The sequence below is a fragment of the Pseudomonas sp. GL_090 genome, assembly GCF_057837765.1.
In genome coordinates this window covers 4,784,741-4,811,056 of record NZ_CM174452.1, presented here as the reverse complement: position 1 = coordinate 4,811,056, position 26,316 = coordinate 4,784,741, and the positions used below count along the sequence as shown (strand labels likewise).

Sequence of the window (26,316 nt, the reverse complement as noted above, 5' to 3'; positions counted from 1 at the left end):
ATCAGGAGAAGCTTGCATGAGTCTGCAAGGTAAAGTTGCACTGGTCACCGGTGCCAGCCGTGGCATCGGCCAGGCCATCGCCCTGGAGCTGGGTCGTCAGGGCGCCATCGTTGTGGGTACCGCGACCTCCGCGTCGGGTGCCGAGCGCATTGCCGCGACCCTGAAGGAAAATGGTATTCAGGGCACTGGCCTGGAGCTCAATGTCACCAGCGACGAGTCTGTGGCAAGTGTTCTGGCGAGCATTCAGGAGCAGTTCGGTGCGCCGGCGATTCTGGTCAATAATGCCGGTATCACCCGCGATAACCTGATGATGCGCATGAAAGACGACGAGTGGCACGACGTTGTCGATACCAATCTGAACAGTCTGTTCCGCCTGTCCAAGGGCGTTTTGCGCGGCATGACCAAAGCCCGTTGGGGCCGAATTATCAGTATTGGCTCGGTTGTGGGTGCCATGGGCAACGCAGGCCAAGTAAACTACGCTGCCGCCAAGGCCGGTCTGGAAGGTTTCAGCCGTGCACTGGCGCGTGAAGTCGGTTCGCGTTCGATTACGGTAAACTCGGTGGCCCCTGGGTTCATCGATACCGATATGACCCGTGAACTGCCCGAGGCGCAGCGTGAAGCCTTGCAGACGCAGATTCCGCTGGGTCGTCTGGGGCAGGCTCAAGAGATCGCGTCCGTGGTCGCTTTTCTTGCGTCGGACGGTGCGGCTTACGTTACCGGAGCTACAATCCCGGTGAACGGCGGGATGTACATGTAATTCAAATGTGACGGATTGCTTCAAAAAAATGTCATACGAGCTGTCTAAAATCCGTTATAAAGCTGCAATCTATTTATAGGCAGAGGGTCACCGGGTTCGAGGAGTGAAGCTTTCAGTTGAAAAGCTGAAAAGCCTTTCTATACACTTACCCACTGGCCAGCTGCCTGAATTTGTCCATTAGGAGTGAAAACAAGGTATGAGCACCATCGAAGAGCGCGTCAAGAAAATCGTTGCTGAGCAACTGGGCGTTAAAGAAGAAGAAGTGGTCAACACCGCTTCCTTCGTTGAAGACCTGGGTGCCGACTCCCTTGACACCGTTGAGCTGGTGATGGCTCTGGAAGAGGAATTCGAGACCGAAATCCCTGACGAAGAAGCCGAGAAGATCACTACTGTACAAGCTGCAATCGACTACGTTACTAGCCACCAGGCGTAATAGTTTGTAATCGTTGCTCGCTGTCATGGAAAAACCGCACTGCCATCATGGCGTGCGGTTTTTTCTTTAGGCCTGATGCAAAGTCGTCATTTGAAAAAAGGAGAGTGCTGTGTCGCGTAGACGCGTCGTAGTCACCGGTATGGGTATGTTGTCGCCACTGGGCACGGATGTGCCGAGCAGCTGGCAGGGCATTCTGGCTGGCCGCAGTGGCATTGGTCTGATCGAACACGCCGACCTTTCTGCCTATTCCACCCGTTTTGGCGGCTCGGTAAAGGACTTCAATGTCGAGGAGTACCTGTCGGTCAAGGAAGCCCGCAAGCTCGACCTGTTCATTCAGTACGGTCTGGCCGCAGGTTTTCAGGCGGTACGCAATGCCGGTCTGGAAGTCACTGACGCCAACCGTGAGCGTATCGGCGTGGCCATGGGTTCGGGTATTGGCGGTCTGACCAATATCGAAGAAACCGCCCGCACGCTGCACGAGACCGGCCCGCGACGGATCTCTCCGTTCTTCGTGCCAGGCTCGATCATCAATATGATTTCCGGTTTCCTGTCCATACACCTCGGTGCACAGGGACCCAACTACGCCATCGCCACGGCCTGTACCACCGGTACACACTGCATTGGCATGGCAGCCCGCAACATCATGTACGACGAAGCCGACGTGATGATTGCCGGCGGCGCCGAGATGGCGGCCTGCGGTCTGGGCATGGGCGGCTTTGGTGCCTCGCGCGCGCTGTCGACCCGCAACGACGAGCCGACCCGCGCCAGCCGTCCATGGGACAAGGGCCGCGATGGCTTTGTATTGTCCAATGGTGCCGGTGCGCTGGTGCTGGAAGAACTCGAGCACGCCAAGGCGCGTGGCGCGACCATCTACGCCGAGCTGATCGGCTTCGGCACCAGTGGCGATGCCTACCACATGACCTCGCCGCCAGCCGATGGCGCAGGTGCAGCGCGCTGCATCACCAATGCGCTGCGCGATGCCAAAATCAATGGCGATCAAGTGCAGTACATCAACGCCCACGGCACTTCGACTCCCGCAGGCGACCTGGCCGAAGTCAATGCGGTCAAGTCGGTGTTCGGCGACCACGCCTACAAGCTGGCCGTCAGCTCCACCAAGTCCATGACCGGCCACCTGCTGGGTGCGGCGGGCGCGGTCGAGGCGATCTTCAGCGTGCTGGCGATCAACAGCCAGGTGGCACCGCCGACCATCAACCTCGATGAGCCGGACGAAGGCTGCGATCTCGATTTCGTGCCGCACACGGCGCGCAACATGGAGATCGATGTGGTCGTTTCCAACTCCTTCGGTTTTGGCGGCACCAACGGCTCGCTGGTGTTCCGCCGGTTCGCAGGCTGATGGACAGCTGGGTCGACGGTCAGCCGGCTGACGCGTTGTCGCTGAAGGACCGCGGCCTGGTTTATGGCGATGGTCTGTTCGAGACCATCGCCGTGCGCAACGGGCAGCCTGTGTTGCTGGACCGGCATCTGTCGCGTTTGGTGGACGGCTGCTCGCGCCTGGCGATAAACGCCGAGCATGAGCTGATCCGCAGCGAACTGCTGGCCTGCGCCGCGGCACTGGGTGACGGGGTGCTCAAGCTCATTCTCACCCGTGGCGACGGTCTGCGTGGTTACGCCCCCGATCCTTCGGCCCAGGCTCGACGCATTCTGCAAGGTAATCCACCGGCGGCGTATCCTGCCGCGCACGGTGAGCAGGGTGTTCGGCTGTTTCCTTGCGCCACGCGATTGTCCAGGCAGCCATTACTGGCCGGCCTCAAGCACCTGAATCGTCTTGAACAGGTTCTCGCCCGAGCCGAATGGCAGGACACCGAGCATGCCGAAGGCTTGATGCTCGATCAGGCCGGACGGGTGATTGAAGGTGTATTCAGTAACTTGTTCCTGGTGCGTGATGGCGTGCTCATCACGGCTGACCTCAAGCGTTGCGGCGTGGCAGGCGTGATGCGTGCCGAAATATTGTTTCAAGCCAAGTCGCTGGGAATTCCCACGCAAATCACCGATATCCCCCTCGAACAGCTGCAATGGGCTGACGAAGTCTTTGTCTGCAACAGCGTGTATGGTATCTGGCCGGTGCGCGCCTATGCTGCTCTTCACTGGCCGGTTGGGCCGCTCACCCGTAAACTCCAAACCATTGCCCGTGTGCTACTGGATGCTTGATACGTGAGACGTAAACTCTTGCTGCTGCTGGAAACCGGAGTGGTTCTGGCGGGGCTGCTGATGGGTGCTTCAGCCTGGAAAATTCATTCGGCGCTGGTACAGCCGCTGAACATTGCCCAGGAACAATTGCTGGATGTGCCCAAGGGCACCACGCCGACCCGCACCTTCTACCGACTCGAAGCCAATGGCGTCATCAAGGACGCATTCTGGCTGCGGGTGTATTGGCGCTTCAACCTCGCCAAACAACCCCTGCACAGCGGCGAATACCGCATTCAACCTGGCATGACCGTCGAAGGCCTGATCGACCTGTGGAAACGCGGGGAAATGGTTCAGTACAGCCTGACCCTGGTCGAAGGCTGGAATTTCCGTCAGGTCCGCGCAGCGCTGGCCAAGGAAGAGAAGCTCGACCATAGCCTCGAGGGTTTAAGCGATAGCCAGGTCATGGACAAGCTCGGCCACACCGGGATTTTTCCGGAAGGGCGCTTTTTCCCTGACACCTATCGTTATGTGCGGGGCATGTCCGATATCGAGGTGCTGAAAACCGCTTACGACCGCCTCGACGAAGTGCTCGCCAAGGAGTGGGCACAGCGCTCTTCCGATGTGCCGTACAGGGAGCCCTACCAGGCGCTGATCATGGCTTCGCTGGTGGAAAAGGAAACGGGTGTGCCGCAGGAGCGTGGGCAGATTGCCGGCGTGTTCGTGCGACGCATGGCGATGGGCATGCTGCTGCAGACCGACCCGACAGTGATCTACGGCCTCGGCGACCGCTACAGCGGCAAGCTGACCCGGGCTCACCTCAAGGAATCGACGCCCTATAACACCTACATGAATGCGGGCCTGCCGCCGACGCCGATTTCCATGGTCGGTCGCGAGGCCATCCATGCGGCACTCAATCCGGTGGAGGGCAACAGCCTTTACTTCGTGGCGCGTGGCGATGGCACTCACGTGTTCTCCGACGATCTGGATGCCCACAACAATGCCGTGAAGGAGTTCCAGCTCAAGCGTCGCGCCGATTACCGCTCCAGCCCGGCACCCGCTACTGCGCCCGAGATGCCGCCAACCCAGGCTGAGCAAAACGGTACGCAGGAGGCCAAGGCTTCCCAAGAGCAGGCGCCGATCCCGGCCGCTTCACCAAACACAGCTCCCGAGGCGTTGCCGCAGGTGCCGGCGCAAGATCCTGCGCCAGCCCCTGAAACGCCCGAACCCGATGCAAGCGCACCGAAAAGCCCGCAATGACTCTGACTAAGGACTGCCTGTGACTGGCTTGTTTATTACTCTGGAAGGCCCGGAAGGCGCCGGCAAGAGCACCAATCGCGAATACCTGGCCGAGTGCCTGCGCGCCGCCGGCATCGAGGTGGTGCTGACCCGAGAGCCGGGTGGTACGCCGTTGGCCGAGCGAATCCGTGAAGTGCTGCTGGCCCCGGTCGATGAGGTCATGAACCCGGATACCGAGTTGCTGCTGGTGTTCGCGGCGCGTGCCCAGCACCTGGCCGAGGTGATTCGCCCGGCACTGGCCCGCGGTGCCGTGGTCTTGTGTGATCGTTTCACCGAAATGCTAGTTTCTCTTTTGTTGGTAGGTAAACTTTTTTCGTTTCACCTTTCCAAACATCTGAAAAACCGCTTTGAAGCTTGAGCACCCGTGAATATTGGGTCTCCAGCCGATGACTTGAGTTCTGCTGTCTTATTTATAGCTTCCACTAGATCCAAAACGTAAACAAGCCCCTTTTTCAACTATTTTTCAGAATTTTGTAAACCCAATTGCCCTCGCAATTCCGATCATCCCCCCTTCCTTAAGATGGTGCCACGCCAAAACCCCCGTAATTGCTGGGTTTCAGGGTTTACGTTTTCCAATTTTTTACCGCCATGTTGAATCCAGTTTCTGTCTCCAAAGCTAATTTTTTGCAGCGAACAAGGGCATTGGATATTGACGTGATGATTGAGCTCGCACGTTTAGCATCCTGCTGGGGAGCGCCACGCACTCACGTGGCCAACCCGGATGTTTTGTGCTTTCTCGATCCAGCGCAGACGACCAAAACGATCAAAGCAATGCGAGCGCCCCCTCAAGAGTGATAGCGCTTTGCGATCATGTTTATAGTGCTGTTACCATGGAAGTGATCCAATTTATATAACCTGTAATTATATACAGTGGTCTGCTTGGCTAGTTCAAAGTGCGATCTAGCGATAGCATTCACTTCACAATGGAAATCTCTTCGAGCTGTGATGAACCGATAACGGATCAAATCATCGGGGGTCGAAGACGGCTGTGGAAATTGTATGGATAGCAAGCTGAACGTCGATGCGACCAAGCTTTTCGAGGCGCTCCAATATCAGTTGCTCGTCGCAGTTGATCATTGTTTTGAGCTTGAGAAGGATGAGTGCGTTTGGCTGGAGGTGTATGGGGATGTGACCGTCCCCGGCAAGGCCCAGGTTGAGGTCAAGTTTTATACTGGTGATCTCACTGACGGGCATTCCAATTTCTGGAACACCCTAAAGAACTGGATGAACGAAAAGTTCGACCATGTGGCATACAAGACTCTTGTCCTGCTGACCACCCAAGAGTTTGGAAGCCAAGCCACCCTAGCCGGCTGGAACACTCGGACAGTGGCGGACAAAATATCCGCGATGGAAGCGATTCTCCAAGGCACAGAGGAGCGATTCGTCGCTTCAAAAAAGACCAGCGTTCCTGCTTCCCTGAAACTCCAGCGTCTAGTGATGGATTCTGCGCGCAGGGGAGATCTGATTGAGATTCTGAAAAAGGTTGTGATCACGACCAATGCAGAAACGCTAACAGAGCGGCTACATCGAATCAAAAAGAGTCAATTGACGGCCATTCGCACTGACAAGCAGCAGCAGTTTATTGATGAGTTGCTGGGGTTCATGAGCAGTACCGAGCTTGTGGCGAACGGTTGGAAAATCACCCGAGCGATGTTTGACGACAAATTCAGCGAGCTCAACGCGCGGCATATGCGTTTTTCGAATAAGTTTCCGGAAGTGGACATTGATTATTTAAAACGGACAATCAATGTTTCCGACCTCATGGATCTTACATTTGTAAAGAAAATTCAAGAGGTCGGTGGGGATGACCATATCAAGAAGGCAGCACTACACAAACTCATAGCCGAGCAAACAATTGCGGAGCTTTTCTCGGAGTGCCGGCTTCATAAACCTGATTTGGCACGCTATCAGGCTAATCAGCTTGGAAGTCACCTGAGTCATCGAGCTGGCCGGATGATTGAAGTTCGGAAAATCACCGATATGGATGATCTGAAAGCAGAGTCAATGCAGTTTTACCATCAGAGGCATGCCCTGCAAGCTGAGCAGTTGTGCAGTTTTGAAAATACCACTCTTGAATTTCGAAATGGTATCTATCATCTGTTGGCAGAAGAACAGCCTGAAGACATCGATGATGAGTTTCACTGGAAACTGTGGAAGTGACAATGGGCGCTACTGATCATATCTTTACTCTCCACCGCACCCCATTTGCCTTGGCTCCACTGCTTCATGCCTTTTATGATGAAGCAGAGGAAAAGGAAAAGGGGATTTTACTCAGTTATTTGATTCTGCCTCTCTTGCTATACCCACCAATGCAGAAGTTCTTAAAGGGCGCAAACAAAAGAAGCACCTTAAGAACATTGTGCAATGATCATCGTCGCCTTATTGGGCTGGATGCTCGCGTTCAGGACTTCAAGTCTCTCACTAATGCTGCGTTATTGATATTGTTGGCAGAGAAAGGGGTTGAAGTAGGGGAGGATATGTCGCTGACCTCTATTGGCAAGATTTGTTCGGGTAATGCGCACGCCGATCTTTTGAAGATGAGTAAAAAATTGGCTGCCATTTTTGCTGATATCGAAGTTGTTTCTATTTACAGGACATTGGGGCTTAAGTCGCTATGAAATGCTTCCTGAAATATATTGGTATAGTTGATACCCGGGACAAAATTCACTATGTGCCTTTTTATCCTGGGTTAAATGTCATTACCGGGAAATCTTCTACCGGGAAAAGTGCGATTTTAGAGATTTTTGACTACTGCATGGGTAGCAGTGAGGATACTATTCCGGTTGGAGTTATTACCGATCGGTCAAAGATATTTTTTGTGGCATTACAGTTTGCGTCATTTGTTCTGGTTTTAGGAAGGAATGCCGGAACCAATAAATGTTTTCTTCGTGAGGTACCTAGTGCGCAAGCGGATAGCCTTATCGCGCTTATTGAGAGCGTAGGGGCTTTTTTTGATCCTCGTTACTATGTCCCGCTTGCTGATTTTATAAAAAGCCTTGGACGCTACTTTGGGGTGACGCTGGAGAATATCGATGAGGATCCGCTCCACAAGGAACTCACTGGTAAGAAAAGTGAAACGCCATCTATTCGCAGTTTTCCTTCCTTTATGCTTCAGCATCAGAATCTTGTTGCTAATAAGCATGCGATATTTTACAGGTTTGATCAGAAGCACAAGCGCGACCAGGCGATCGAACATTTCAAAATTTTGATGGGGATCGTGGGCGAAGAGTACTTCGATTTGGCGAAGGAGCATAACGTAGCCAAGCAGGAACTGCGCCGAATTCAGTTGCAGATTCCGAAGCAAGACATGGTCAAGGCTTCAGCGATCGCATTGTTTTCAGATTGCCTGTCTGAGTATCTCGCACTTGCCGGCACTCCGTTGATTGAGCTGACCCCAGAGGAGATGTGGAAAAATCCAAAGCCAGCTCTGAGAAAGGTCATGGAGCGGTCTGTTCGAATTGATGGGCTGTCAGATGAGTTCGAGAAAAAACGAAACGGGTTGCTCGACACCAAAGCGGAGTTGATGATAAAGCTTCGTTCCGCTCAGGGTGACCTGCGCCTCGCCAAGTCATCTATCGATTCCGCAAGCGGATTTGGGCTGACTATGACAAGCCTGCCGATCCCGAGCTCCAGTGTCTTGGAAGAGGCTGCTATTTGCCCATTCTGCGACGCGCACTCAGATACTCCAGAAGATGAAGCAAATAAACTCTCGGATGCCATCCACTGGCTAAACAAAGAACTCAAGCTCTCCTCCTACGCACGTGAAAGCTTTGGTGAGGAACGTCGTTCCATTGAGAAAGAAATAAAGGCCATTGAGGCGCAGCTCAAAGAGGTTCAAAACTCACTGAAGCCTCTTGATGAAGAAATCACTCGCCTGAAGCTTTCGAAGAATGTCGATGAGTCTGCTCAGCGAGCCAAGTTTAGACTTGAAGAGGCCATCAAGCAGCGTATCGAGAAGCCGCCTTCAGACCTTGTCGACTCCGAAGCGTATTGGAAGGCACGTGTTAAGGCTTTGGCCGACGAGATGGCGGAATACCAGGTCGCGTCTGAGCTCGAAAAGCTTCAGAACGACATTAATGACAAGATGCGTCAGCTTGGGCAGAACTTCGATTTCGAGGAGGCTTACAAGCCCGTCGATCTTCGGTTCGACCTTGAAACCTTTGACCTTTGGCACCAAAAAGACAAGGACACCAAGGTGTATCTGCGCTCAATGGGCAGTGGTGCCAATTGGCTGTATTCGCATTTAACGTTGTTCATGTCATTGCATTACCAATTCGCGGCCCGAGCCGACTCAGGCTGCAAGATACCGCCCATTCTGTTCCTTGATCAGCCAACGCAGGTGTACTTCCCCGCCGCATTGGATGCTGGCAAGAAATTCGCCCCTGAGGTATTGGCTATTCAGGCCAACAGGCAGGACAAGCTAGAAGATGATATCGATGCGGTGACCAACATGTTCAACCAGATCGCCAACTTCTGCACTGATACGCACCAACAGACAGGGGTGATGCCTCAGATGATCATCTGTGACCATGCCGACAACCTGGATTTGGAAGAGGGGTTGGAGTTCAGTGATTACGTGAGAGCTACTTGGCGTACGCGTGGTTTCATTGCAGAGGTTGAGCCGGCCTAGCGGCAAAGTGTCATTGGGAGGGGGGCTCGCTTCTCTCCCTTCATTCTTCAAATGCATCATTTGTCTCCCTGACTTAGCTAGCATCTGGGTGATGGCGGAGGCAGCTGCGAGCCCTGGATATCCTTAGAAATTTCGAATGCTGCTGGCAGCACCGCTTGCTGAGCAGTCCCCTGGCCCCGTCGATTTAGGTCGATCAATCACCGTTTCGCCAGCTAGATCAATACAAGGATAAATCACAGTGGATGATCGTCAGGTTGAGTATGCAAAAATCAAAGCTTTCTACAGTCTGCTGGTGGATAGGCTTGGGGCTAAAGTGTGGGCCAAGAGAAGGGCCGCTTTTGTGGAGCGTATCCGAGCGAAAGAGTCGAATATTGATCTGAGGATACCGATCGAGCCTCAACTTTTCGTTCCGCCAGAGGACGATATTGACTGGTATATCTTGGTGGCTGAGTTGGCTTACGACTCCCCATACAGCGACTGTGCCTATAGCAGCGATCGAATCTATCCCTATGCCAAGACCATCGGTGCCTTTTCACAGGAGCTTCGGAAAGTCCCAAATGTGAACGGGGTTCTGAACAAGATGCTGGGTAAAAACAGGAAACCTGAGACGCAGATTTTCGAGCTGCTGACGGCTTCGTTCTATCTGAAAAACGAGTATGAGGTTTCCTTCATCCCGGAGAACAGCATCGCCTGGCCGGACGGGGAAACGAAAAAGTCACCGGATCTGCTCGTCAAGGACGATGACATGGAGATGTACGTTGAGTGCAAACGAGCGGACAAGCAGACTCAATACTCGCAGATTGAAGAGGATTCCTGGAGCAGCATATGGAGTCAGGTAAGCCTGCACATGCTTGAGGTCGCACCGTGGTGCATCGTCGACCTGACCTTCCATGACGAGATTTCTGGTGTGACAGCGGATGATGTGATTAGGGCGGTGGATCTTGCTATTGAGAATGGGGCTGGCAGGGTTCTGGAGGGTTCGGTAAGTGCTGAAATTCGCGGTATAGATAGGGCACACCTTGAACGTCATCACCGCTCCAACGCTGTCAGGCCCAATAGTCCTCAGCAAGAGATGTTGGTATTCGGTGACATGGATAGTAATGAGAAACGTAGCATCGCGACGATAGCTGGAAGTATCGTTCGGCCGGGCACACCGGACGTCTTTCTCAATATTTTCGTGGAGGACGTTGCCAACTGCGTGGCAGCTCAATGGCGATGTGACCACGCGATCTCGCTTGAACGGCGCTCACGTCACTTCAAGGGGCTCGCCAAAAATGGGATTGCCCAGATACCTCCTGATAAACCTGGAGTCGTGCATGTCTGGTACGAGACGGTTGAGGGGATCGACATTGAGGAAATACGACTGGATAAGAACATCGACAGCCTTTCATTGTTCGATGCCTCCGGGACAACGGTGGTGGGGGTTCTGATTCACGGTGTGAACTATTACCCCTTTGAGAATCGCTACGAATGGGCGGAGACGGTACAGAGCTTCGCTCGCGTGCCGTACCTGATGGATCTCTACCCTCACGCCTTGATGCTGTCCGCAGACAACACCCACGAAGTTGAGGGCATAACTCATTGGGAGCAGGATAAGGCTGCCAAATCTACCCAGTGAATCCGGACTTAGCAGGGTGGTGCTGGGGAGGCGCCGCCCAGTGAGAGTCCATGCCTCAATTGTCAGGCCTTGATGCATACCGTTGTGGTAAAGGCGTGCTAACTCGAAAATGGAGCCGCCTGGGCAGTAACAATCAAGTCGAATCAGATTCGGCAGGTACGCCTGCATCGTCGAGTAAGAATGACCAACTGCTGCTGCATCAGTGGGTGCCCGCCTGACCCGCACTAGAACGAATGGAATGGAGATTTCACAATGAGATATCCAAGGGAAACCCTGCGCCTCGGGATGGCTGCGTTGTTGCTCCATGCGATCAAAGAGACGCCTGATAATTTCAAGGCGCTGAGGGAGTTGCACCGTATGCTCCTTCGTCAAATCGTTAATTGTGAGCGCCGGATAAAGCGACTCAAAAATGCCAGGCAACGGATTCGTTCCTTCCTTTCCAGTAAAAGGCCTGAAAAAGCCACAGCCTCAAAGCTGAAAAAGGTTCTCCAGGGGATCGATTTGCGGGTCAAGGACATCCACCATCTTTTGTTTTTGTGGCGGTGCTTTGGTGATGGCATCGCGTGCATTTATCAGAGTACGTACAGCCTTAAGCATCTCTACTTTGATGCGGATTATCAGATCAAAAGTGATCCGGGGTTTGTGTTGGGGAAGGAGGGGTTGATACGGGAATACCGCTTGCTGCGTAAAGCTCTCCAAATGAAAGTACCGGCGATACTTTCGGATCTGACGAACATCATTCGGCACGGAGATGTTTGCTTTCTGGCTCAAGCTGATCCTGTGCCGATCGAGGTCAAGTCCTCTTCGAACATTAACGATCGGGTGCGACGCCAAATTGAGCAACTGCAAGTGCTTCACGATTTCTACACGAATGATGGTGCCACTTCATTCCGAGGGCTGCCTGCCAAGCGCGTTGCTCTTGGGCCGCCAGTGGTGAGTTATAAGCGCGAGTTCAATGAGTGTATGGCCACAGCACTCACGAATGGCATGGAAATTGTATCTCCCGAATCGGGATTGACTTATATCTGTGCGAGAACGGAAGGTCGATGGAGTAAGGCAATGTTCGAGGCTGTTGAAACTCACTCGAACGGCTCAACGCTGTGCGTTGCGCTTACTCCAGATCCGACATGGCTGCCTCACTATTCATTCACGGTCTCCCTGTCGCCGGCCAACGCTGTTTTATTTATGCAGGAAGTAATCACTGGCGTCGTGCTCATCGATCTGGCGATTTTGAAAGACCTGCTTGTCCAGAAAAATTTAAATCCGGTAGTTCTGATGGATGGCGTGCATGCGCTCCAAGTCTCTTGGGGGTTTGAGGTCAAGAATGACGTGTTGTCTGAGCCAGAAGCGGACAATGGGATGAGACGTGAGGAGGTGGGCGATGCGGTAGGTGTTGGGGGCGTGACTCAAAGGAAAGTACTTCATCCTTTTAGTGATCAGGGAATTTTCAGGGCCAGTGAATTCCATTTCCTGCGAACAGCCACTCAGTTTGAATCGCTTAGGTGGTTTGCGGATGGACTGGCATCACAGATGGAGATAATCAAGCTTGAGAGCCTTCCTGCGGCAGCCAATCCAAACGGTGGTGAATTCTACATGGAGGTGCCAGACGGCTGGCTTGATGCTCAAGACTGTTATGTCAGCACACCTTGCAAGCCCTAGCCTTCAGCCTCGGGTATCGATGCCTTGTCAGCAGTCAAATTGCTCAGTGACCTGGGAAGCTCATTAGAACAATAAGTCTGCGCGCAAACCTGGTTGACAAATCCAAGAAACTGCATAAAAATTCAGTTGACAGATTTTTCGATATGCATAGTTTTTGAGGATCCGCCTAATGCTTGAGACTCAACACCCCAGCTATTTCGAACCCCGACTGCAGCCAGAGTACTTGGACAGGTTTTGTCAGGAAGTATCCTCTGTCGCCTACGGTGCGCTTGAAGATTCCACTACGCGATACGACACCGCTTACACGCGCGGCACGCTGTTGTTTGGTCGACTGCAGGGGCTTTCTCAGGTCTTAGGTAAAGACAAATCGTTGCCTTGGTTGGAGTTGAGAAATGCGACGTTGGACTTCACGGTCAGCGTGAACGGCGTCCTTTTTCAGGTCGTTACGGACAATCCTCAAGACATCAGGAAAACTCACCGCATCAAGGCCAATCCGTTGGAGCAACACCAACTGAGTTTGTTTGAGGTGTCTCCAGAGGTTTGCACTTGGCGGGTGTACCTATCGAGCAACCAGGATCCTGAATTCCCGAAAATAGAAACGGCGATTGTCGGTTTTGACGCCAATCAGAACGTCGTCTGCCTTTGGAAGCATGAGCAGCGTTCAGGTGTTTCTGTTCGCGCCATGGAACAGCATCCGCAGGTCGATGTATCTGAAGCTCAACCGCGTCGTAAAAAGAAAGACGCAGATGCAGACACTACAGATGATGTTGGCCCGATAGATGGATGAAAGAACACAACAGCTAGCATTTGGCGAGGAGTTTTCTCCCGAGAAGCTCCGGTTGGCCAGGTGCGCCGCGGGCCTTTCGCTCGCGGAGTTGGGCGAGCTGCTTGGCGTTAGCCGGCAGTTCGCGCACAAGCTCGAAATCAACACCGTGCCTAATAGGGCGCAGATCGAAGTGCTCAGTAAGGCATTGGGCGTTACCGAGGGATTTCTATCGAGCCCTCGGCGTGGCTCTGTGGAGCTTGAGCAATGTCACTTTCGAAGCCTTCGCTCATCGACACAAACTGTGAAGAAGAGCATTGCTTCTCAGGTTGAGTTGTTTGAGCTGTTTCTCGATGGACTCGAAAAGGAAATCGACTTTCCTGCCGTGAAGTTCTCTACCTTCGACGACACGCTTTTAAATCACGATTCGATGGAGGTCGCCGCAGAGCGGTTTCGGCGTGAGCAGTCGATTGGTATTGGCCCCATCGCTAATATGACCCGCTTGGTGGAAAGCGTTGGCGTTTTGGTTGTGAACCTCGCGGATGCGGATGACCGAGTCGATGCATTCTCGTTGTACAACAAGCGACCTCTCATCGTTCGCAACATTGCGAAGGAAAACCCCTGTCGTCAACGCTTCGACATTGCTCATGAGTTGGGCCACTTGGTCATGCACCAAGGTATCGAAACGGGATGTCGCACGACTGAAGATCAAGCCAACCAGTTTGCGAGCGCCTTGTTGATGCCTCGTGCGAGCTTTGCAGGAGAGTTTCCTCCAATGCGAGGGCAGTACCTCAATTGGTCTGCACTCAGGGAACTCAAGCTACGTTGGAAGGTGAGTTTCAAAGCGCTCATTTACCGTGCACAGACGCTGAATCTGATCACCCAGGATCAGGCGCGATCGGGCTTTACCTATCTCAATCGCAACGGGTTTACTCGGCGAGAGGAATTGGATGAGCAGATTGAAATGGAATCACCAAGCCTTGTTCAGAAAGCCATCGAGCTTCTGGATCACGCAACGTGGCGCGGTATCTTGAAGGATTCTGGCCTTTCGGATGCGCTTGTTATCAATCGCTTCATGCTCCAGGTACCTGTCGCTCCGTTGTCTCTCGTTAAGAGAACGCTTGATTCAACGGGTTACTAAGACCTGAAAGCGATCGGCAATTGGCAAAAAGATATGCACTGAATCGCCCCGGATGCTCTAGTCCCATGAGCCAAGCCAATTGCGGTATCTGCGCTCACATAGATTAGTTTTGCGAGCAAGTTGGAGTCGATATGCTGCAGGGCAGGGGGCGTATAAAAAGAGCGCAATCCTGAAGACTGCAGGTGTTTAAAGCCGTCTTGACGTGCGCAATTGTGGGTGTCAATTTGGCATCAAGCTGCTTAGTCATGGAGGGCGTGTGAAGATCACTATTAATGTGTTCTTGCTTAAGGCAGGAAGGACTATTCACGACGCGCTTTCTGATGAAGTCAGGATACAGCCGATTTCATTTCTACTGCAGGATGTCGATTGCCTCTTCTACCACCAGACAAATCCGTCTCACCCAAAATGGACACAGCTGTTCAGTAATATTGAAGAAGTCGCTCAGCTGGATCTGACAGGCAGGTCGCTCAAGGCGCTCCTGGTCATGGCGGTGCAGGATAGGGTGTTTTGCTTCACGTTCGGTCACGCAAGGCATCTGATTGATGGACTCGGAATCGAGCGCTATTTTGGACTGAGAACAGCGTTAAGCTTGACTGATCCGCTATTGATCAAATCAGTGGAGAAGGCGAGCATTGATCGAACCCCGTTGCGCTCGAAAGCGCAATCTTCACGGCACTTGTCGATCTCGGAGTTCGATTTTAAATTCGACTCGGAGATTCTCAAGTCGCTGACTGGCGTCGTCGAGAGCGACCAAGATGAAGGCGAGTATGTGAGTGGCTCGGACTCCCTGGCTCTGCATTCGGATGTCAGGCTCGAACAACTTCCAGAGATCGCTGCTCGGTTGCTGTTGGCCTATGAGGACGAGCGCTGCAAAGAAAAATACCCATGGATGGACTTCATTGTGCCGGTACGAGATGCCGCGCTTGTGGCTCAGCTTGATGAGTTGCTGGTCGTAGCGGTTAACGCTCAAGAGTTTGATCGAGTCCGCGCGGCAGCTCCCCAGCTACTATCTGATGACATCTCCGGCTTTGGTTATCTGAGGCACCGCGCACGATCGCGTAACGGCCCTGCGGTTGTCTTCGATCTGGATCTTCGACAAGCCCTCTTGGCCAAGCAGATCCTTGGGGCGGTCACACTGCAATCGCTTAACTCGGAGCGTATTTACCTGTATGGCGCTGATGAGCAGCTACACGCCGCCTGGCCCATGTACAGTTGTCTTGAGGCGGAGATCGAGTTCGAAGAAAAAATCTACCTGCTTAGCGAAGGTGATTGGTTCCAGATTGATCGAGACTACACCGATCAGGTCAATCGATACTTTGACGCGGCCACCCGATCCACCCTGGAGTTCCCTCGGTACGGTACCGACCAGGAAGGCCCGTACTTAAGACGGGTCGCCGACAACGTAAATTTCTTTCTACTTGATCAGAAGCTGGTTCGGTTGAGCGGTGCTGCGGATCCATTCGAATTCTGTGACCTTCTGACGCCAGAAAACCACCTTATCCACGTAAAAAAATACTCATCGTCCAGCGTACTGAGCCACCTGTTCTCCCAAGGGTACGTATCCGCAGAAGCGCTCATCAATGATCCCGACGTGACTGCCCAGGTCAATGGATATCTAGCTCAGGAGGGGGAGTTCCAGTTCGTATTCGACTCGGCCACACAGCCCAGAAACAAGATAGTGTTCGCCATCATGCAGACCAACGATGTCCTCCATATGCCGTTCTTCTCGAAGGTCAACTTCAGGCAGTTTGCCCAGCGATTGACCGCAATGGGGTACCAGGTGGAGGTGTGCAGGATCGGTAACTGAGGAATAATGGGACCTGCGCTAGGAAGCTTCGCATCCCGTAGCCTGGAAGAGACTGCCTACCTGGTTCAGGCCATTTCAATTCTTCGAGTCGCTGGCGTAGTGATCAGAGCGTTCGTGCTGCATGGGTCTCGGACAACGTTCTGACTTGTTGGTAGTGCCCACCGGGTCAAGCTTCTGCGTAAGGCAGGAGCGTTACAGTCGTTATCGTTTCAGTTTTCTACGCATGTGCCGATAGCTAGAAGTGACGTAGACACCTTTGGGTATCGAAGCTAAGGTGAAAGAACGTGAATTCTGAACGCTGGCATTCAACGGTGGTCTTTACGGTGGAAGGATTGCTTTCACAATGCCGCTGGGAACACGGCAGTGTTCCTTGAAGCTCACAATCTGTATACTGATTGACCAATTGGATGCTCGAACGCCCGCTTAACGGCTGAGGCTTCGGTGAGAAACAAGCGCTAACACCCATTTGTGCTTAGCGAAGCTCACATGCTAATTTGAATCATCCATGCTGTTTCTTGAGAGAAGCCATGAGTCTGACCGCACTGATTGAACTGACTAATCGTCGAAAGTATGAGGATTCCAATGCCCGCGCTATGCGGATGGAGGAGAGCCGCGTGCGCCTGCGTCAGTACGACCAAGAGATTGAGCAGCGTATCGCCTCCCAAGCCGTAAGCCAGGCACTGCTAGCTAAGACCTGCAGCCTCTAACTATTTTCGAAGGAAAAAGCAGCCAATGGCTGCTTTTTTTATGCCTATGACTCCGTACCTTGTTTCTGAATTCGCGAAGCCGACGCTCACCAATCTTGTCAGGGAATGCTTTGGGGACGACTTCCCTGACATTTTCAGCAAGGATCAGGTCGACTACCTGTTTACCTATCTGACCTGTCTGGACGCCAAGACAGTGCTTCTTGAATTCAACTATGTCGACAAGGACTACCTGGAGGACTTTTCGCGCTATTACGTGAAGCGATTTGGCAACGACGGTCACAAGTGCGCTCGCCTTCACTTTTTTTCGTCCAGCGTCGACCATCGGACGATCACGTCGATCCTGCAGCGTGGCAAAGACGCAGGGAGCGAAATCGATGACCTGAACAAAAGCTATCTTGGCTTCATGGTGATCAAACCGTTACCGCGTACTTTCATTGGGAAAACCTGCTTGAAGGTCATGCCGGATGAGCTCAGCGAGAACAAGTGCAAGCGGCGGCTTGCCCGTGAGTACACGGTCGATCTGTTCGGGATCTCGCTCAAGGTGGAGTCAATTGCCTTTCAGGAACAAGACAAGGTTGTTGCTGCTTGTGCGACAACGGCTATCTGGGCTTCCTTGCATGCGCTAAAACTGCGTAACACCCGCAGCATCCATTCCTGCAGCGAAATCACGATCAATGCCATCAACCATGTTGAAGATTCCTCCAACAGTTTTCCGAGTCAGCAACTGAGCAACAAGCAAATCCTGCGCTCGTTGGATGTTGAAGGGTTGCGGTACCACGCCAAAAGCATGGAAGCACCTGATCAGGCGTATTTCCTCCAGTCAATAATCGCGCACATCGACAGTTCGCTTCCTATGATTCTTACGGGTGAAGTGTTCTCCCACGTGACAACCATCGCTACACTGCCTGCCGTTAATGCAGACGTAGACACTGCTACAGCCCCGGTAATACCTCTTGGGGCATCAGAAACACAGGATTTGACTGACAGTGGCGGTGGTCAAACGGCAAAGCCTGTTTTCAGGGCCCGTGGAGGGCACGCCATTTGTGTAGTGGGTTATAAGGTTGATCAGGATGAAGAGGTTTTGTATGTGCATGATGACCGACTGGGTCCTTATGCACGGGCGAAGCTGATCAGTATCGATGACTACACCTTGATCGAAGGCGCGGCTCCCCGCGAAATCAAGTGGGCGCTTGGCTTGCAGCGAATGAAAAACAAGGATGAGTGGGAGGAGCCACACGAACTCATTACACCTGATTTCTCTGTAGTGCCTTGTGACAGAAAAGCTCGCCTGCCTTTCCTGTACGTTTATGAAACGTGCCAGGTCATTGTCAAGGAACTGAAGAACATGGCCATGGCAGGTGGCGAACAATTGAGTTCCCTGAGCCAGAAAATCGAGCTGCGTGAGATCTCTGATATCCGACGCGAAGTTTTGGAGCATGAGCCGACAGCCACGACGCTGGAGGGGAATGGATTTCGCACGGTGACACCGGAAGAGCGCGAGGCTTGGCAAGTAGAAAAAGTCGAATTCCTGACCACCAGTTACGCTCGACTCCAGTGGGTTGTGTCGTTTAACTGGTTAGGAGCGCCGCTGTTCAAGGTACTCATTGACGCTAGCGAAATTCCTCAGGGAAATGCGGTCTCCGCCATTCTTGCCTACGATATTTGTTTGGGGAATGTGCTGCTGGATCTGATTCGAGAAAGCGCTGACCCAAACGAAGTGGTCGTCAACTCTGGTCACTTTTACCAGTCGTTCCTTCGTCGCCTGATGAAAGACAAATCCAGTCGGGCTAAGCACCTTGACGATACCTATGGCTCTCCCCGGGCACCAAAAAATCTCCGGGAGAGTGAGTTCGAAGGGGGGAATATCGTTCTAAACAGGACGCTGGAGACATTGTACGAGCCGAACGGAAAAAAGCTGCTGGACATGTTCCCGTCGTTCGCTGATGGCAGTGTCGGGAATTTGATCTGGGCAGTTTCACTTGAAGGTGATCTATTAATTGCCGCTGAGTATGACGGTCGTGGACATCCCAGCATCACTGGCTTCAAACCCGCTCGAATAGCGGGCGAGATCAGACGTTCTCCGACGGGCGATGTGCTGCTGATCAATGTTGAGTCAGGGCGTTATAGCCGGGATTACAACAACCGAATTGAATTGCTAGGGAATGCAAAAGTTCGTTTCGAGCGCTATTTTCCTGAGCAGTCTTTCGACATACAGGTAATAGAGGGGCGTTGACCGGTCGCATCAAAGTCGGAGTAGCCGGGACAAAAAACCGGCTCTGTCTTCATAGCAATCAAGGCGCCACGTCGCAAGATGAGCTCATATCGAGGGTGCTGGTGTCCAGGATTTGAGGTTGGTAATTGGTGAGGAATCGGCGCAGCGTGCAGTTGTAGGTGTCGAATCCTGGCCAGAAATTATGCCAATAATCATAATCAAGGGTCACGGCCTCTTCGCGCTCTAGATCATCTAGAACCTCCCAGGCAGTTTCAAAACGTTTTCTCCAGTTTGGAGCCGCTAGAAGTCGAGCCGCAGATTCAGAATCCATTTTTGCGTATTTGATAAGCGCATTTATTGCATAATCGTCATCCAATACATTCACTGCCCCAACTTTGTTGTGAACGGTATCTACAATGTCTAGAATCCAGCCAATAGTTTGGAGTCGGCACTTTCTCGCAGAGCGGAATTCCTCACTAAAGCCCGTTATTTCAACCCAAGCGAATTCTTGAATTTCACGATGTTCAATGTGAATGACATACGACATAAGTTGCTCCTTTTGTTGTTATGGTTAATTCTAACATCCAGCTACTTTGCCCACAAACACTTTTGGGTTGACAGTTTGGTAAGTTTGGTTATACCGAATTTATAATCGGGTGCACATGAAGCGGCGAACCCTAGTTGATCGGCTTCTTCCTCAGGGGTTCGTGTGATATGGAATTTACGGCCGGATCTATTCGTCCTCTTCATGCCCCCGAATCCAGTCGTGGTCAGGAATAATCAGCTCTCCGACCAAGCCACCTTCTCGCTGTGCCAATCCATTTTCGTGTTGAGTAATTGCGAGGGCGAGCATCTGAATGGCTGATCTGGTCACACGCAGGGCGCGCAACACGTCCTGGGTAAACTGCTCGCGATGATGGTGCTCGACTTCAGGTGCTTGTCTGCTGGAAGCTGGATCACCAAGATCATGAAGTACCACGAAGCGGTGCGTGCCGGAGTTACGCAGCTCCTTTTGTGGTCGAAGGATGCCCTCTTCGCCGGCATAGTCTTCGGCGAGCTCCACAAGGCCGTAGAGGGCTTTGGCGCCTTTGCGAATGACCGTCTCGACTTTAGTGGAGAGCGGGCGTACGCCCGTCAATTTATCTTTGGCTCCCCGCCATAACGTACCGAAGGAAACGCTGGTGGGAGACTGGCCTAGTTCAAAGTAGTGATTCGCCGTTACCGCGACCTTGTCGAGGAGGTCAAGCGCTGTCCGGTGAGCAACTATGAGTGCAGAGGTATCCGGGCCGTAGGTGGCAAAGTCGAGCGTGTCTGAGAATCGACCTGTCTTCGGCCAAACGCTTTCGTCGACAGCTCGCCATGCCAGATCACGGGCAAGAATAAAGTCGCTCTTGAGCATGTTGAACATGGCGAACAGAGGTGGAGGCGTTGCCACTTCGCCGGGCTCGCGTTCCAATACCGCGGGGAGCATGAGCCAATCCAGCTTGCCCAATGTTGGGTCGACGAGTTCGACAGCTGGAGCGAGCGTTAGTCGTTCAGTTTCCACCCATGTGATGAACGGATCAGTGTGGGGTGATCGCGGTGGTGGATCTCCGAGCTTTTTAGCGAACGCTGCGATTTCCTTTGCTGCCTGCGCACCTGCATATTCGACAATTCGATCCTCGTTTCTATGCGCGATTTTAGCTAGCATGCTGGCTTCAATGCGCGTCAGATCTGAGCATCCTCCTTGGTCAAAAAGCCACAGCAAATCACGGGCCGCGCGATATGCGGCAACCCCGTTTTCGGGGTCGATTTCAAGTGCAGTAAGCCTTGCATCATGGGCTTCGCCCAGCCGTAAACTATTGCTGAACTGGTTCGCGAGATTCGTCCAGGCCTGTGTTCTCAGTGATGGCTCAGCATCAACGTCTTGGCCAACCTTCCAGAAACACCGGCGCGCCTGCGCACGGTACTCTCGATTACGCTCCTGATGATCCAGCCAACTGGATTTCCCCTGCGGATGCCCAGCCGCCGCGACGAGCGCGTTTGCCAAGTTGTAGGTTACGCGGGTGGTTGGATGCAAACTGTGAAGCTCTTGAAACAAAGTGAGGCCTTCTTCAATTGCATCCTGCTGTTGGGTCATCGCACCTCCATCTACCAGAATGCTCGCCCGTAGATTCAACCAATGGGGTCGCTCAGGTGTATCAAGGTCGATCTCACGAGCTTGTGTCACGGCCAGAGCTGGGTTGGTATTCAATAAGTGCTCGAGATGCGTGAACAGCTCGTTGTAACGGCTAAGTATTGATGGCATTGGACGGCTCTCGTGTCGTGGGTGCGGTTCTCTGCAACTCATAGGCCGAGTACCAAGAGCCTACTAATCATTCCATTTTCTGATGGAGTGATTACAGCTAGGGCGCAGGTAGAGGATAGGTGAGAAAGGGTAAGAGGCGTCGAGCGCAGACAATGCTAGATCAGATTCAGGATTCTTCGTCCGGATCGGTCATTTTCCAAAGGTCGTGAACCGTGGACTTTGGAAGCCCCAACTTCTCCGTCGTCGCTTTTTGTGTGAGGCCTTCTCGCTTGCACAGTTGGACGGCGGCCAGCTTGCGTAGTTGCTCACTTGCGCGTGATTTGGGTACGCCAGATTGCATGCTGTCGACCAATTCCTTCAGCCCTCCCATCCTCTCAAAATCAGCAAGCTCCTTCTGAACCCGCTGAAGAACCTCGGAGGGGGAGACTTCGTCGCGGACTGCGAGAGACAGAGTCAGCAGAGTGACTGGGTCAAATTGAAGCGCCTTAGACAGCTTTTCCAACTTGTTCAGGGTGGGAGAGGACTTCGCATTTTCAATTTGCCAAAAGTGTTTGCGATCACTGACATCTCCCAAGTCTTGCTGAGATAAACCTCTGACCGCTCGGACAGCCTTTAGTACGGCTGCGAACCCATTGCTCAATGACATCAGCGTCCCTCGAAAAACGAGGATGTAGCCATGTTGCGCAGTCCGGAACGACGGTATATAGTCCCCTTGCCGGATTTCCGGGTAGATCTACATGGCTGTAGAACCGTGCCAAAGCATCGGCGTCTGCCTCGCTGGAACGCCTGCCCACGAGCCTTTACTAGCCTTATCAATTTAGCTGTAAATCGAGACCAGGCCATTGATGAAGCTTCACGTGCTGTCAGATCTGCACAACGAATTTTCGCCCTATCAGCCCACGGCCAATGCCTTTGACCTAGTGATTTTGGGCGGAGACATTGATGTCAAAGGGAGGGGCGTGACATGGGCAAATGAAGCCTTTCAGTGCCCTGTCATCTACATCTGCGGTAATCACGAATACTATGGTGGCCACATTGATCACACGCTGCGCAAGATGAAGGAAGCCGCCTTACCGCACGTCCACGTCCTGGAAAACGAAACCTTTATTTGGAATCAAACAAGGTTCCTCTGCGCCACCGCCTGGACTGATTTCTCCGCCACTGGAAATGTCGTAGCAGCTGCCCAAAACGCATTGGAACGGATGAATGATTTCAGTGTAATCCGTATTGATGACAGCTTCCGCAAGCTGCGCCCTTGTGACCTGGTCAACCGAAATCACGCAACGCACGACTGGCTTGCCCATGAACTGGATAAACCTTTCGACGGCAAAACCGTTGTCGTGACGCATCACGCACCTGTGCGCGAAGTGGTCGGGGATAAGTATGAGGGGCATCTGATCGCTGCTTACACCAACAGCTGGCATGCGCTTCTGGAAAAAGCGGATCTCTGGATTTTCGGTCATACGCATCGCGCCATCGACGTCAAGTTAGGCCGGTGTCGTGTGGTCTCTAACCCTCGCGGCTACCCACGCGAAGACACTGGTTTTGATCCTAGTCTGGTGGTTAGCCTTTCATGAGTGCAATGAGACGTCATGCGTCCACCAAGCACGCCATGAAACCTGTGAAACGGTTCTGGCGCATATCGACCATGTCTACATTCCAATGCTGTAAGCGCGCCGGTCGGTGTCCGGTTTTTCATGATATGCGGACTTTGAATGATGCGTAGAAAAGACCAAACACGACCATGGGTGACTCAGATGCACTTCTCAGTCGCAGCGTTATGAGCGAGGTAGAGCGTGGCCCATCGATTCCGTCAGCAGTCGCCATGGCAATGGAGATGGATTTCGGTATGCCCATCACAGCGTATTTATTCGCAGCCGTAGACAGCCCTCCAATCCTGATGGGGACAGTCTATGGCGATACAACGGGGCGTTTTCGTGAAGGTGCCAGCATCCGCACGTCCAGGATTACAGGCGTCAACTTCGTCAATGGCTATTCAATATTTCACACCGTTGCAGGAAGTCAGTATTTGGTAGTCAGTTGGGCGCCGGGCGGCAACAACCTTTATATGAATCGGATTTATCACTGAGCGATCTGCAATTGCGGATACGCGTCGCAAAAAAGCTTCGGGTTATCCAGGTGGTAAAGGGGATCGGGAAAAGATTCTTGACCTGGTATGCGGGGCAAGAGTTGAAGCGAGATTATGAATACAAGAGTTATGGATGCAGACCTGCTGAGCGATTTACTGTTCGGCTCAGCACGCCCTCTAGGAGGCTCAAAACTTGGCGACGATGAGTTGATCCAACTGGCCGCCGATGCCTTCAGAGAAAAGCCTTTTTGCATCGTCAGACACTGGATGATTTTGGATGTGATGCTCCCAGAATTTCAGGAGCGAGAAATCAAAGCGCAGGGGCTTGAGGCAACACTTTTGTATGCCCTCGCAGCGGTGTTCGACAGCCAGAACAAGTACCAGCCTGGCGATAGGATCGTAAGCGGATATCAACGTGATTTTGACGGCTGCTTTTTTGAAAGTAACGACACGATCTTCATCTTGGCCGGCCGAGGAGCGCGCAAGCATGCGAGCTTTCCCGCTGTCCAGGCACTATCTGCGTATTAGTAAGCGAGCACAAAATCCAATGATTGAAGATCTGCTGCCTGTCCTGCGTGATCGTTACCCAACGTTTTTCTGCAGTGCGCCTCTTCGCGAAATCGGATGCCTGCCAGGTTGGCTGGATTTAATCGATGAGCTTTGTCGCACGCTGAAAACTTACATGGATTCTCACCCTGAGCTGCCGCCGATTCAGGTGCGTCAGGTCAAGGAAAAATTCGGGGGGTTACGCTTCTACTATTCCGGAGGTGATATGGCTTGCCGTGAAGCAGTCGCGAGGGCAGAAGAAAGGTCATTATCGACTTGCGAGGTCTGTGGCCAAGTCGGGACTTTGGGAGGGGAGCACTGGCTCAGCGTACGGTGCCTTGATCACGTCAACTGGTCACCCTCAAGCGGCTGCGCATGAGCTCACGGAAAGCTCGTCGTTGAATCCATGAAAACAGACATTTGGGGCACTGTGAATTTGCCTTCGCCAGGCATTGAATTTCACGATGTCGTTAGGCACCGTATGCCTTTTCCCTCATTTCGATTTCTAGCCGAGATGTTGTGTATCGATGAAGATCTGCTTGGTAAGCGCATGGGGATGTCTTCCGCACTCTTATCGAACGCAACGACTGTAGGATTTTTTCCTCTGAGCGAGAGCCGACGCCTGTATGGATTGATCGTTGCTCTACAGGCGTCCTGCGAACTGTTCGAAGGCGATGTCCAGGCAGCCGGGGTTTTCCTACGCTCGCCGCTGCGTTGTTTTAACTCAAATGCACCTTTAGAAATGCTCATTACCGAGGAGGGCGCGAGCGCCGTGATCGATCTGATCGGACAGCTCGAACACGGTGTCCTCACCTGAATGGTTTCTATTTTATGGGGCAACGAACACGGCATTTGGAGGAGGTTGAACCCTTGAAAGAAGATTGTGCGGTAATCCAGATCCTCGATTTCTTGGCGGATGACATTCTTCACCGACCCGAACAATTGCAGCCTTTGAACTGTGAGTTGATCGCCCGCATTACCTCTCTCGTAGGCGATCTAGACGTTGATCTGAATGTACCGCTTGTGGTCGATGATGAATGATGTGGGCAAGATCTCTGATCTTCGTCAAATTCGGGGTTCACAAGTTCATGCTACGCAAAACCTCGTAATAAGGGAAAGTGATGTATAGGGAGCGTGATTTAGCCATTTGGTGTTCAGTGCATGAGGCATGTGGTGTCACTGAGTTTGTGCGGTTGGTTGAAGATGCGCTCACCAGCTACAAGCGTGTACCTATATACGATTGGCCGACTCGAGTTACCGTATCCGAACTCGGGTTACCGTGCGTTCAGGTATTGCAAAACGTAGTGAGCAGTCGAGGTTTATATGCCAGCATCTCAGAGGATTACATCGAGATCGGATCCCGTCTGACAAATCATCTGTCTCATCAAATGCAATGGCATCTCGTGGTCAATGACCTGGCCACTGAGCACATGAAGGAGGATCAATTGGGCAGAGATTTAGGGCTGTAACTGGCTCACATAGCTGACGTGCCGCCTCACCTTCCCGCCGTCCCTATTCCAGAGATTTGTCGTTACTCAGATGCTTGATCAGTGCTTCTCGAAGAACGTCCAAGGCCGTCAGCAATCGCCGCTTCTCCCTTGGGTCATCACCCTCAGGGACAAAGCCTTCGCAGTGCCGCAACAAAGTCTCACAGTCGTTGGTGTTCAAATCAAATTCAATCATTCATGCGTGCCTCTCTGTGCGCAGCAAGGTGCTGCATCTCTCGAACCCAACCCCGAAGAAAACGACGCCGGACACTCGCATAACTCCCCTCTGGCAGCCTCGTAGAAAGTGGGCTCGCCGCTTCGAATCGCTCACGCCAAGGTTGGGGGATGTGTTGGCTAAGTATGATGACGAAAGGATAGCCATCGCACCCGACAAATTGTGTTTCCGGGACTAGTTCGCCCAGGGCATCGACGGACATGGAGCATGCATCACCAATCGGGCTCTTGAGATCCAGTTGAGCAATCTCATCAAGCAAGGTCAGCAGTGGTTTCGCTTCTTTAGCGCCAGGGCGCAAGCCCTCAAGCGTCCACAGCGGTTCCCGCCGTTTGCGTTCGCGCTGCCATAACGTATTTAGATCGGTATTCATCAGTGTTTCCTAGCCATATGGGAAATTGCATGGGCTTGACCACCCATTTGCATTGCCGCTGACCAGCCTATTGCATCCGATCTGACCTATCGTTTGCATTCGACTTGACCAGCGCAAGCCGTATTGACTAC

The 26,316-nt window shown here is 52.7% G+C and carries 24 protein-coding genes and 1 pseudogene; 21 read left to right on the top strand and 4 right to left on the bottom strand.

Translation table 11 applies throughout. From position 1 onward, the window contains the following. Positions 1-16: 16 nt before the first annotated feature. The 16 genes and pseudogenes from fabG to AC3ITA_RS21485 all read left to right on the top strand — a co-directional run bounded on the left by fabG (position 17) and on the right by AC3ITA_RS21485 (position 19,192). Positions 17-757, top strand: coding sequence for a 3-oxoacyl-ACP reductase FabG (fabG, locus tag AC3ITA_RS21560; RefSeq protein WP_007987168.1), 741 nt, complete (start codon positions 17-19; stop codon positions 755-757). Between the two features lie 196 nt (positions 758-953). After that, positions 954-1,190: an acyl carrier protein gene (gene acpP, locus AC3ITA_RS21555; protein ID WP_003175607.1), complete on the top strand. Its 237-nt coding sequence runs from the start codon at positions 954-956 to the stop codon at positions 1,188-1,190. Positions 1,191-1,299: 109 nt separating this feature from the next. Beyond that, positions 1,300-2,544, top strand: a complete 1,245-nt coding sequence (fabF, locus tag AC3ITA_RS21550) for a beta-ketoacyl-ACP synthase II (protein WP_095946391.1) — start codon at positions 1,300-1,302, stop codon at positions 2,542-2,544. Then, on the top strand, positions 2,544-3,359 hold the full coding sequence (gene pabC, locus AC3ITA_RS21545) for an aminodeoxychorismate lyase (protein WP_489278340.1): 816 nt from the start codon (positions 2,544-2,546) through the stop codon (positions 3,357-3,359). Before fabF ends, pabC begins: the two co-directional genes overlap by 1 nt. A 3-nt stretch (positions 3,360-3,362) precedes the next feature. Next, positions 3,363-4,595 carry an endolytic transglycosylase MltG gene (gene mltG, locus AC3ITA_RS21540; RefSeq protein WP_095946393.1) on the top strand — a complete coding sequence of 411 codons (1,233 nt, stop codon included), beginning with the start codon at positions 3,363-3,365 and terminating at the stop codon, positions 4,593-4,595. Between the two features lie 19 nt (positions 4,596-4,614). Next, positions 4,615-4,911: pseudogene (tmk, locus tag AC3ITA_RS21535) on the top strand (dTMP kinase); the annotation flags it as partial. A 722-nt stretch (positions 4,912-5,633) separates the two neighbouring features. Then, a complete protein-coding gene (locus AC3ITA_RS21530; protein WP_223434693.1) occupies positions 5,634-6,794 on the top strand; it encodes a hypothetical protein in 1,161 nt (386 codons plus the stop codon). Positions 6,795-6,796: 2 nt separating this feature from the next. Continuing rightward, positions 6,797-7,252 (top strand): three component ABC system middle component, encoded by a 456-nt coding sequence (locus tag AC3ITA_RS21525; protein WP_223434692.1) that lies wholly within the window; start codon positions 6,797-6,799, stop codon positions 7,250-7,252. Continuing rightward, positions 7,249-9,264, top strand: coding sequence for a DUF3732 domain-containing protein (locus AC3ITA_RS21520; RefSeq protein ID WP_223434691.1), 2,016 nt, complete (start codon positions 7,249-7,251; stop codon positions 9,262-9,264). Before AC3ITA_RS21525 ends, AC3ITA_RS21520 begins: the two co-directional genes overlap by 4 nt. Positions 9,265-9,502: 238 nt before the next feature. Further along, positions 9,503-10,882, top strand: coding sequence for a hypothetical protein (locus AC3ITA_RS21515; RefSeq protein WP_223434690.1), 1,380 nt, complete (start codon positions 9,503-9,505; stop codon positions 10,880-10,882). 285 nt (positions 10,883-11,167) lie between these two features. Next, positions 11,168-12,541: a hypothetical protein gene (locus AC3ITA_RS21510; RefSeq protein ID WP_223434689.1), complete on the top strand. Its 1,374-nt coding sequence runs from the start codon at positions 11,168-11,170 to the stop codon at positions 12,539-12,541. Positions 12,542-12,710: 169 nt separating this feature from the next. Beyond that, positions 12,711-13,328, top strand: coding sequence for a hypothetical protein (locus tag AC3ITA_RS21505; protein ID WP_223434688.1), 618 nt, complete (start codon positions 12,711-12,713; stop codon positions 13,326-13,328). Continuing rightward, positions 13,321-14,445: an XRE family transcriptional regulator gene (locus AC3ITA_RS21500; protein ID WP_223434687.1), complete on the top strand. Its 1,125-nt coding sequence runs from the start codon at positions 13,321-13,323 to the stop codon at positions 14,443-14,445. The genes AC3ITA_RS21505 and AC3ITA_RS21500 overlap by 8 nt, the downstream gene beginning before the upstream one ends. Before the next feature lie 256 nt (positions 14,446-14,701). After that, complete coding sequence (locus tag AC3ITA_RS21495) at positions 14,702-16,252, top strand: TIGR04141 family sporadically distributed protein (protein WP_489278339.1); 1,551 nt, start codon at positions 14,702-14,704, stop codon at positions 16,250-16,252. A 527-nt stretch (positions 16,253-16,779) separates the two neighbouring features. Continuing rightward, positions 16,780-16,959 (top strand): hypothetical protein, encoded by a 180-nt coding sequence (locus AC3ITA_RS21490; RefSeq protein ID WP_121731952.1) that lies wholly within the window; start codon positions 16,780-16,782, stop codon positions 16,957-16,959. A gap of 25 nt (positions 16,960-16,984) precedes the next feature. Further along, on the top strand, positions 16,985-19,192 hold the full coding sequence (locus AC3ITA_RS21485) for a hypothetical protein (RefSeq protein WP_223434685.1): 2,208 nt from the start codon (positions 16,985-16,987) through the stop codon (positions 19,190-19,192). A gap of 58 nt (positions 19,193-19,250) precedes the next feature. On the opposite strand, the gene AC3ITA_RS21480 is transcribed toward AC3ITA_RS21485, so the two are convergent. The 3 genes from AC3ITA_RS21480 to AC3ITA_RS21470 form a co-directional block, all read right to left on the bottom strand. Further along, positions 19,251-19,718, bottom strand: coding sequence for a hypothetical protein (locus tag AC3ITA_RS21480; RefSeq protein WP_489278338.1), 468 nt, complete (start codon positions 19,716-19,718; stop codon positions 19,251-19,253). A 186-nt stretch (positions 19,719-19,904) separates the two neighbouring features. Beyond that, positions 19,905-21,458, bottom strand: coding sequence for an LA2681 family HEPN domain-containing protein (locus tag AC3ITA_RS21475; protein ID WP_489278337.1), 1,554 nt, complete (start codon positions 21,456-21,458; stop codon positions 19,905-19,907). Positions 21,459-21,624: 166 nt separating this feature from the next. Beyond that, positions 21,625-22,104, bottom strand: a complete 480-nt coding sequence (locus AC3ITA_RS21470) for a helix-turn-helix domain-containing protein (protein WP_223434682.1) — start codon at positions 22,102-22,104, stop codon at positions 21,625-21,627. Positions 22,105-22,303: 199 nt separating this feature from the next. On the opposite strand from AC3ITA_RS21470, the gene AC3ITA_RS21465 reads away from it, so the two are divergent. From AC3ITA_RS21465 to AC3ITA_RS21445, 5 genes are all read left to right on the top strand, one after another. Next, positions 22,304-23,035, top strand: a complete 732-nt coding sequence (locus AC3ITA_RS21465; RefSeq protein WP_489278336.1) for a metallophosphoesterase — start codon at positions 22,304-22,306, stop codon at positions 23,033-23,035. Positions 23,036-23,202: 167 nt separating this feature from the next. Next, positions 23,203-23,547, top strand: coding sequence for a hypothetical protein (locus AC3ITA_RS21460; protein WP_093215714.1), 345 nt, complete (start codon positions 23,203-23,205; stop codon positions 23,545-23,547). Between the two features lie 129 nt (positions 23,548-23,676). After that, positions 23,677-24,075 (top strand): DUF6957 family protein, encoded by a 399-nt coding sequence (locus AC3ITA_RS21455; protein WP_165939615.1) that lies wholly within the window; start codon positions 23,677-23,679, stop codon positions 24,073-24,075. Between the two features lie 424 nt (positions 24,076-24,499). Next, entirely contained in the window at positions 24,500-24,910 is a 411-nt protein-coding gene (locus AC3ITA_RS21450; RefSeq protein ID WP_093215723.1) for an antitoxin Xre/MbcA/ParS toxin-binding domain-containing protein, read from the top strand. A 53-nt stretch (positions 24,911-24,963) separates the two neighbouring features. Next, positions 24,964-25,134, top strand: a complete 171-nt coding sequence (locus AC3ITA_RS21445; protein ID WP_197678818.1) for a type II toxin-antitoxin system PrlF family antitoxin — start codon at positions 24,964-24,966, stop codon at positions 25,132-25,134. A 634-nt stretch (positions 25,135-25,768) separates the two neighbouring features. On the opposite strand, the gene AC3ITA_RS21440 is transcribed toward AC3ITA_RS21445, so the two are convergent. Then, positions 25,769-26,185, bottom strand: coding sequence for a hypothetical protein (locus tag AC3ITA_RS21440; protein ID WP_093215737.1), 417 nt, complete (start codon positions 26,183-26,185; stop codon positions 25,769-25,771). Positions 26,186-26,316: the final 131 nt, after the last annotated feature.